We start from the raw sequence: 1,371 nt of genomic DNA, 5'->3' as shown, positions 1-1,371 counted from the left end.
GAGTTTCTCGACACCGTGCGGTCAGCTGTGTTGATTATGCCGCGCTGAGCTCGGGGATGACCACCTCCTCGACTTGGTCGCTGTTCATGGTGTCGAGTTCACGCATGGAGTGCTCGGAGAAGTAGCGGCGGTCGCCGGCTTCCCACTCGTCGTGCTGCTCGACCAGGACCGCGCGGGCCAGGCGCAGCAGCGCGGCTGGGTTGGGGAACACCCCGACGACGTCGGTGCGGCGTTTGATCTCTTTGTTGACGCGTTCCAGCGGGTTGGTGGACCAGATCTGCCGCCAGTGCTTTTGCGGGAACCCGGTGAAGGCCAGCAGGTCCTCTTTGGCGTCGCAGAGCATGGCGGCAACCTTGGGGTGGGACCGCTCAAGCATGCGGGCGACCTCGTCGAACTGGGCGATGACATGCTTGGCGTCGGGTTGCGCGAAGATCGTGCGGATCACGCTGGCGACCATGTCCTGGCTGCCTTTCGGGACCACGGACAGCACGTTGCGCATGAAGTGCACCCGGCAGCGTTGCCAGGCAGCGCCCTGCAGCACGGTGCTGATTGCCTTCTTCAGCCCGGTGTGCGCGTCAGAGATCACCAGCTTCGTGCCGGCCAGCCCACGGGCCTTGAGTGAGCGCAGGAAGCTGGTCCAGAACGGCTCACTCTCGGTGTCGCCGACGTCGAAGCCGAGGACCTCCCGGCGGCCGTCAGCGGCGACCCCAACGGCGACGACGATCGCTTGGGAGACGACCCGGTGGTTCACCCGCGCTTTGCAGTACGTGGCGTCCAGGAACACATACGGGTAGGCCACCGGCGCCAGGTCACGATCGCGGAACGCGGCGACCTCAGCATCCAGATCGGCGCAGATTCTCGACACCTCGGACTTCGAGATCCCGGTGTCCGCGCCGAGCGCCTTGACCAGGTCGTCGACCTTCCGGGTCGAGACGCCGTGCAGGTAGGCCTCCACCACCACCGCGAACAGCGCCTGATCGACCCGGCGGCGCCGCTCCAGCAGCGACGGGAAGAACGTCCCCTGCCGCAGCTTCGGGATCCGCAGCTCCAGATCCCCAGCCGTGGTCGACAGGGTCCTCGGACGGGAGCCGTTGCGCTGGGTGGTTCGGGCGGCGGTGCGTTCGAACGGGCCGGCGCCGATCACCGCGGTCGCCTCGGCATCGATCAGCTCCTGGTAGAGCGTCTCGGTCGCGACCCGGATCCGGTCGGTGACATCGGTGAGTTTCAGTTCCGCAAGCAGGTCAAGCAGGGCAGACTGGTCTAGAGCCATCGTGTGTTTGTGTCTTTCTGTGAGTGACTTTGATCGGTACTCACTGACCATCGCACGATGGCTCACCACGTTCACGACGTGACACTCGAGCCCGAGAACTA

1 protein-coding gene is annotated in these 1,371 nt (G+C 65.5%); it reads right to left on the bottom strand.

Features of this window, described 5'->3' with window-relative positions; genetic code table 11:
- Positions 1 to 34: 34 nt before the first annotated feature.
- Positions 35 to 1,270: an IS256 family transposase gene (locus tag AC3ENO_RS14905; RefSeq protein WP_434971350.1), complete on the bottom strand. Its 1,236-nt coding sequence runs from the start codon at positions 1,268 to 1,270 to the stop codon at positions 35 to 37.
- Positions 1,271 to 1,371 lie beyond the last annotated feature (101 nt).

It is taken from the genome of Microbacterium sp. bgisy207 (assembly GCF_057706855.1).
Note: the sequence above shows the minus strand (reverse complement) of the source record. Positions and strands in the feature narration are given on the sequence as shown.

Coding starts and splice junctions, on each gene's coding strand:
- AC3ENO_RS14905 (WP_434971350.1), bottom strand. CDS start 1,270: ATGGCTCTAGACCAGTCTGCCCTGCTTGACCTGCTTGCGGAACTGAAA.